Source organism: Neisseria sp. P0001.S005 (genome assembly GCF_051963715.1).
Genome location: NZ_JBQCTZ010000189.1, coordinates 1 through 6,633 on the forward strand (window position 1 = coordinate 1; position 6,633 = coordinate 6,633).

Below are 6,633 nucleotides of genomic sequence, written 5' to 3' on the forward strand. Positions count from 1 at the left end.
AGACGGCCTTTACATCCTTTCAGAGAACACTCCATGCAAAAATGGCAAATCGAGCTTTATTCCACGCCGTCTTGGCTATTGCAGACCTTATTGATGGTCGCTGCAGCCTCGACGGTCATTCTGTTTTTTACACGCAACACACGCTTCGGGCGCGAGTTTAGCTATATCCTTCGCCTGTGCCTGACACCAAAAAGTACGGTCAAAGTTCTGCTGCTGATTACGGCGATGATTACGCTGCTGTTAACCGAAGTGCGGCTGAATGTGTTGAGTACCTTTATGTCCAAAGGGCTTTACGACTCGATGCAGGATTTAAACGCCTCCGCGTTTTGGATGTTTGCAGCGATGAATGCAGGCGTGGTGTTGATACGGGCCTTTAACAATGTCGTCAACGACTTTCTCGATCAAGGCTTGGCGATTAAATGGTCAGAGCGGCTCAATGAAGTTTTGACTTCGCGCTGGCTTACCGACAAAAACTACTACCGCCTGCAAATGCACCGCCACGCGCCGGACAACATCGACCAGCGTATCCAACAGGACGCACAGGATTTCATCGCCTCGACCATAGAATTTGTGCGCGGCATGGTCAATTCGGTCGTTACCTCGCTGGAATTTGCCGTTGTTTTGTGGGGCTTGGCAGGCATCCTGACCGTGTTCGGCTTTGACATTCCGCGCGGCATTGTTTGGTTCGTCTTTATCTTTGTGATTTTGGCAACCTTTATCGCCATGTGGATAGGCAACCCGTTGATTCGTTACAACTATGAAAACGAAAAGCTCAACGGCGACTACCGTTATTCCCTCATCCGCGTGCGCGACCACGCCGAAAGCGTGGCATTTTACAGCGGCGAAAAACACGAACACGACCAGCTTTCCGACCGTTTTAAAGCCATTATCCGCAACCGTTGGCGCATTGCGCGGCAAAGCGTCTGCCTGAGCGGCTTTAACGATATGTTCACCAACGGCATCAAGCTTTTTCCCATTATTTTGCAAGCCCCGCGCCTGTTTGCCGGACAAATCAAAATCGGCGACATCCAGCAGACCGTCCAAGCCTTCGCACGACTGCAAAACGCCCTGTCTTTCTTCCGGATGTTCTACAACAAATTCACTGCCTACCGTGCCCGACTGGAACGCCTATACGGCTTTTTGCTGAGCACGGAAGAAAAACACACCGCGCGACAACCCGACCTTACCGAAGTTTCAGACGGCCTGATCTTAGAAAACGTTGCCCTATACCGCCACAACGGCGAAGTTTTATTAGACGGTATCAATATCAACCTCAAAAGCGGCAACTCCCTGCTGATACGCGGCCCGAGCGGTTGCGGCAAAACTTCGTTGCTGCGCGCGCTGGCAGGGCTTTGGCCTTTTGGCAGCAGCGGTAAAGTCAGCCATCCGTCGCTTCAAGACATCCTCTTCCTGCCGCAACGCCCGTACACGGCACAAGGCAGCCTGCGCGATGCAATTTGTTACCCCGACATCGACAAACAACATCCGGAACTGATTGACGCCATGAATACCTGCCGATTAGGTTATCTGGTTGATAAATTAGATAAAACCGATGACTGGCAACACAAACTCTCCCCCGGAGAACTGCAACGCGTCGCCTTCGTCCGCGCCCTACTCTCGCAACCCAAAGTCATCCTACTTGACGAAGCCACCGCCGCCTTGGACGAACCGACCGAAGCCATGCTCTACCGTGCCTTAAAGCAAAAACTGCCCGACAGCATCATCATCAGCATCGGCCACCGCAGCACGCTCAACGAATTCCATGATTTATGCCTCGATGTCGGTCATGTACAATGCTGAATTAATGGCATACCAAAGGCCGTCTGAAACAGTGAAAAACGAAATCAAACGATTTTGTCATCGCCGTTTCAGACGGCCTTTTCAAACGCCATGGCATGTTTATTTGCTATACTCTGCACTGTGTTAACGTCGTCTAAAAAATATTTATGAAAACCCTGGCCCTCATTCCACATTACAACCACCCGTCCACCATCAGCCACGTTGCCCAAACCATGCGTGGCTTCGGTTTAAACGTTTTAATTGTGGACGACGGTTCACGCGAAGAATGCAAACCTGTATTGCAGGCTTTGGTTTCAGACGGCATTGATGTCCGTTACCGTCCCATCAACGGCGGCAAAGGCGCAGCGGTCAAAACCGGCTTGGAATACGCTCAAGAACATGGCTATACCCACGTCTTGCAGGTTGATGCAGACGGCCAACACTGTTTGAGCGACACACCCAAACTTCTCGCTGCAGCAGAACAAAACCCCGAAGCCGTTGTTTGCGGCTGGCCGCAATACGGCGATGACGCGCCCAAAGCACGGCTTTACGGACGCAAAATTACCGATTTCTGGAATATGCTGCACACTTGGTCATGCGACATCAAAGACGGTATGTGCGGCTTCCGCCTCTATCCGCTTGCACCCGCGCTATCCGTCGTCCGCGAAGAAACCGTAGGTGACCGCATGGACTTCGACACGGAAATCCTTATCCGCCTGTACTGGCGCAACGTCAAACCGGTTTGGATTAAAACACCCGTCCAATACGCCGCCGACGGCGTGTCCCACTTCGATGCCTTTGCCGACAATGTCCGCATCAGCAAAATGCACACACGGCTGTTTTTCGGCATGTTGAAACACCGATTGGGTAAAGTTTTCGGAAAGGCCGTCTGAAACCATGACCGATAATAAACAAACCCATTGGGCGGCGCAGCCCGAACGCGGCAGCCGCCTGTTTCTCACTCTGACCACATTGATGGTGCGCTATCTGCCGGCTTTTTTCATGAGACCGTGCATTTGGTTTGTGGTGCTGTATTTTTATGCAACCGCGCCCAAACCGCGCCGCCATGTCTTACGCTATCAAACCCGTCTTCAGACGGCCTTTCCCCATATCGTCCTGCCGAAACACAGCGTATTCAAACAATTCATCGCATTTGGCGAAGCGGTTTGCGACCGTTTTGCCGTGTGGCAACGCAAAATCCGTTATGAAGATTTGGTGATTGAAGATCCGGACGATATCTATTCGCAAGTCAAGCGCAATGAACGCGGCCAGATTTTTGCCTGTTCGCACTTGGGCAATACCGAAGTTTGCCGTGCGCTGGTGTCGCACCATAAAGATTTCAGACTCAACGTATTGGTGCACAGCAAACACGCGCAGGCATTTAACGAGGCATTGCAAAAAGCCGGTGCAGATCATATCCGTCTGATTCAAGTAACAGATTTGGACACCACCCTGATGATGGAATTGAACAGCCGTATCGAAAACGGCGAATGGATTGCCATCGCGGCCGACCGCGTGCCTGTACGCGGCGAGAAAACCGCCGACATTAATTTCTTAGGCCATACCGCCCCTATGCCGCAAGGCGCGTGGCTGTTGGCTTCGCTTTTAAAAACACAGGTAAATACACTGTTTTGCGTCAAACAAAACGGCCGCTATCATTTGAAACTGCGCCGCTTTACCGATACTTCCAGCTGGAAACGCGGCAAGCGCGAGGCTGCCGTCAAAGACGCGATGCAGGGTTTTGCCGACATTTTGGCGCAAGAATGTGCGCAAAATCCGCTACAATGGTTCAATTTTTATGATTTTTGGGGCGAAGACGCCGTCTGAAACCATCACACTCACTCTTTTAAACCATGAAAAAACACATCTACTGCCAACACAGCTTTGAAACCGAAGTTCCTTTTTTTGACGTAGATGCCATGCACATCGTGTGGCACGGCAACTATGTCAAATACCTTGAAACCGCACGTTGTGCTTTTCTGTCTTCCATCGGTTACGACTACAACGAAATGGGACGGCAAGGGTACAGCTGGCCGATTGTGCAGATGAACCTCAAATACATCCGCCCTGCCCGTTTCGGCCAAAAAATCCGCGTTGATATGGACATTGTCGAAATCGAAAGCTGCCTGCGTATCGATTACACCATTTACGATGCCGAAACCAACGAAAAACTGACCCGCGCTTCGACTACCCAAGCCGCGGTGTCGCTTTCAGACGGCCTGATGCAGTTTCAAACGCCGGACAGCTGGTTAGAAGCAGTAAAAAGACATCCGACATTTAAGGCCGTCTGAAAAATTTCGCGATTAAACAACATATCGCCTGCTTATCAGCATTACCCTTTATAATTTTAAGTTTTCGTTTCAGACGGCCTTTATCCTCAATCCACACACAATTATGCTACTGAACCTCAACCGCTTTGCCTTTCCTGTTTTCTTAAAAGAAACCCGCCTGCTTACTGCCCTCGCCCTGCCTATGCTGTTGGCGCAAGTGGCGCAAGTGGGTATTGGTTTTGTCGATACGGTAATGGCCGGTGGCGCAGGTAAGGAAGATTTGGCCGCAGTGGCCTTGGGCAGCAGCGCGTTTTCGACGATTTACATTACCTTTATGGGCGTGATGGCGGCTTTGAACCCGATGATTGCCCAGCTGTACGGCGCAGGTAAAACCGAAGAAGTCGGCAAAACAGGAATGCAGGGCATTTGGTTTGGCCTATGTTTGGGCGTATTCGGCATGCTGTTGATGTGGGCGATGATTATGCCTTTCCGTCATTGGCTGACATTGAGCGATTATGTCGAAGACACGATGGCGCAATATATGTTCTTTACCAGTTTAGCAATGCCGGCAGCCATGATACACCGCGCCTTGCACGCCTATGCCTCCAGCTTGAACCGCCCACGCGTGATTATGTTGGTCAGCTTTGCAGCATTTGTGTTGAATGTGCCGCTGAACTATGTGTTTGTTTACGGCAAATTCGGTATGCCTGCTTTGGGCGGCGCAGGTTGCGGCGTGGCAACGGCAGCGGTATTTTGGTTCAGCGCATTGGCTTTGTGGCTTTATATTGCCAAAGAAAAATTCTTTCGTCCGTTTGGCTTAACGGCAAAAATCGGCAAACCCGATTTGGCGGCTTTCAAACAGATTTGGAAAATCGGCGCACCCATCGGCTTGTCTTATTTTTTAGAAGCCAGCGCGTTTTCGTTTATCGTCTTTTTGGTGGCGCCATTCGGTGAGGATTATGTCGCCGCCCAACAAGTCGTCATCAGCCTGTCGGGCATTTTGTATATGGTTCCGCAAAGCGTCGGCTCGGCAAACACGGTACGCGTTGGCTTTTCGCTCGGACGGCGCGATTTTTTGCGGGCACGTTATATTTCAGGCGTTTCGCTGGTGTTGGGCTGGATGCTTGCCGCCTGCACCGCGCTGCTCTTGGTCATCTTTCGCTTTCAGTTGGCCGGTATGTACACCAACGATGCGGCAGTATTAGGCATTGCCGCGACCGTTTTATTTTTCGCCTCCCTATTCCAACTGGCAGACGCCACCCAATGTATCGCTTCATATGCGCTGCGCGGCTATAAAGTGACCAAAATGCCGATGTTCATCCATGCCGCCGCTTTCTGGGGCTGCGGCCTGCTGCCCGGCTACCTGCTTGCCTATCATGTCGATATGGGCATTTACGGCTTCTGGACCGCGCTGACCGTTTCACTGACGATTGCCGCCATCGCATTGGTATGGTGCCTGGAGCTTTGCAGTAAAGAGATGGTCAAATCGCATAAGGCCGTCTGAAAAATACAAGCAGTCTTTCTCCAATGATTACGCTATTTAATCAACGAATTCCTATTTTAAAGTTAAGCCCATGCAACCCATCCAATACCAAACCGACCTCACCTCCTACAACACTTTCGGCCTGAAAGCCCAAGCTCAAGCATTTGTCGCACTCAAACATGCCGACGAGTTGCGCAACATCGTCCGACTGCCCGAGTTCAACCGAGATACTGTGTTATGGCTCGGCGGCGGCAGCAATATCCTTTTGATGGAGGACTACGCCGGTCTGGTTGTTCATATGGAAAACAAGGGAATTCGTGAAATTGAGCGTTCAGACGGCCTGGTTTATATCGAAGCGCAAGCCGGGGAAATTTGGCATGATTTTGTTTTGCATACGGTTGGACTGGGTTTAAGCGGACTGGAAAACCTGAGCCTGATTCCGGGCACGGTCGGCGCGTCTCCGGTACAAAATATCGGTGCATATGGTGTTGAAGCGAAAGATGTTATCCATAGCGTACGCTGCTTTGATTTGGATACGGAAACCTTTGTCGAGCTTTCCAATGCCGACTGTGACTTTGCCTATCGCGAAAGCCTGTTCAAACAGGAAGGCAAAGGCCGTTATGTGATTGTTTCGGTTGTCTTTGCGTTGAAAGAGCATTTTGTGCCGAACTTGGGCTATGGCGATTTGGCCGCCGCGGTTGCCGAACTGAGCCAAGGCCGAGAAGCAACGGCCAAAGATGTTTCCGATGCAGTGTGTGCAATCCGCAACAGTAAACTGCCTAATCCTAACGTACTTGGTAATGTTGGGAGTTTCTTTAAAAACCCTGTTGTCAGCGCTAAAAAAGGGGCCGATTTGTTGCAGCAATACCCCAATATGCCACGCTATCCGCAGCCTGACGGTTCGGTCAAACTCGCGGCCGGCTGGCTGATTGACCAATGTCATCTGAAAGGCCATCAGATCGGCGGTGCGGCTGTGCATGACAGACAGGCTTTGGTTTTGGTGAATAAAAACAATGCGTCCGCGCAAGATGTCCACCAGCTGGCACAATATGTTTGTAATACAGTATTTACTCAATTTCAGGTAGAATTACACGCAGAACC

General features: G+C 50.9%; 6 protein-coding genes. All 6 read left to right on the plus strand.

All coding sequences use genetic code 11. The features are described 5' to 3' along the window. Nucleotides 1-33: 33 nt before the first annotated feature. Complete coding sequence (locus ACTHSP_RS16410; protein ID WP_440346466.1) at nucleotides 34-1,800, plus strand: ABC transporter ATP-binding protein/permease; 1,767 nt, start codon at nucleotides 34-36, stop codon at nucleotides 1,798-1,800. Nucleotides 1,801-1,946: 146 nt separating this feature from the next. Next, nucleotides 1,947-2,672: a glycosyltransferase family 2 protein gene (locus ACTHSP_RS16415; RefSeq protein ID WP_440346467.1), complete on the plus strand. Its 726-nt coding sequence runs from the start codon at nucleotides 1,947-1,949 to the stop codon at nucleotides 2,670-2,672. Between the two features lie 4 nt (nucleotides 2,673-2,676). Beyond that, on the plus strand, nucleotides 2,677-3,606 hold the full coding sequence (locus tag ACTHSP_RS16420) for an LpxL/LpxP family acyltransferase (RefSeq protein ID WP_440346468.1): 930 nt from the start codon (nucleotides 2,677-2,679) through the stop codon (nucleotides 3,604-3,606). 26 nt (nucleotides 3,607-3,632) lie between these two features. Continuing rightward, nucleotides 3,633-4,070 carry an acyl-CoA thioesterase gene (locus ACTHSP_RS16425; RefSeq protein ID WP_004519960.1) on the plus strand — a complete coding sequence of 146 codons (438 nt, stop codon included), beginning with the start codon at nucleotides 3,633-3,635 and terminating at the stop codon, nucleotides 4,068-4,070. Nucleotides 4,071-4,173: 103 nt separating this feature from the next. After that, nucleotides 4,174-5,553, plus strand: a complete 1,380-nt coding sequence (locus tag ACTHSP_RS16430; protein ID WP_440346469.1) for an MATE family efflux transporter — start codon at nucleotides 4,174-4,176, stop codon at nucleotides 5,551-5,553. 70 nt (nucleotides 5,554-5,623) lie between these two features. Further along, nucleotides 5,624-6,633, plus strand: a 1,010-nt coding sequence (gene murB / locus ACTHSP_RS16435) for a UDP-N-acetylmuramate dehydrogenase (RefSeq protein WP_440346470.1), incomplete at its 3' end; no start/stop codon positions are given.

Excerpts from the sequence above, each read along its gene's own strand:
- ACTHSP_RS16420 (WP_440346468.1), top strand. The coding sequence starts at position 2,677 with ATGACCGATAATAAACAAACCCATTGGGCGGCGCAGCCCGAACGCGGC.
- ACTHSP_RS16415 (WP_440346467.1), top strand. The coding sequence starts at position 1,947 with ATGAAAACCCTGGCCCTCATTCCACATTACAACCACCCGTCCACCATC.
- ACTHSP_RS16425 (WP_004519960.1), top strand. The coding sequence starts at position 3,633 with ATGAAAAAACACATCTACTGCCAACACAGCTTTGAAACCGAAGTTCCT.
- ACTHSP_RS16430 (WP_440346469.1), top strand. The coding sequence starts at position 4,174 with ATGCTACTGAACCTCAACCGCTTTGCCTTTCCTGTTTTCTTAAAAGAA.
- ACTHSP_RS16410 (WP_440346466.1), top strand. The coding sequence starts at position 34 with ATGCAAAAATGGCAAATCGAGCTTTATTCCACGCCGTCTTGGCTATTG.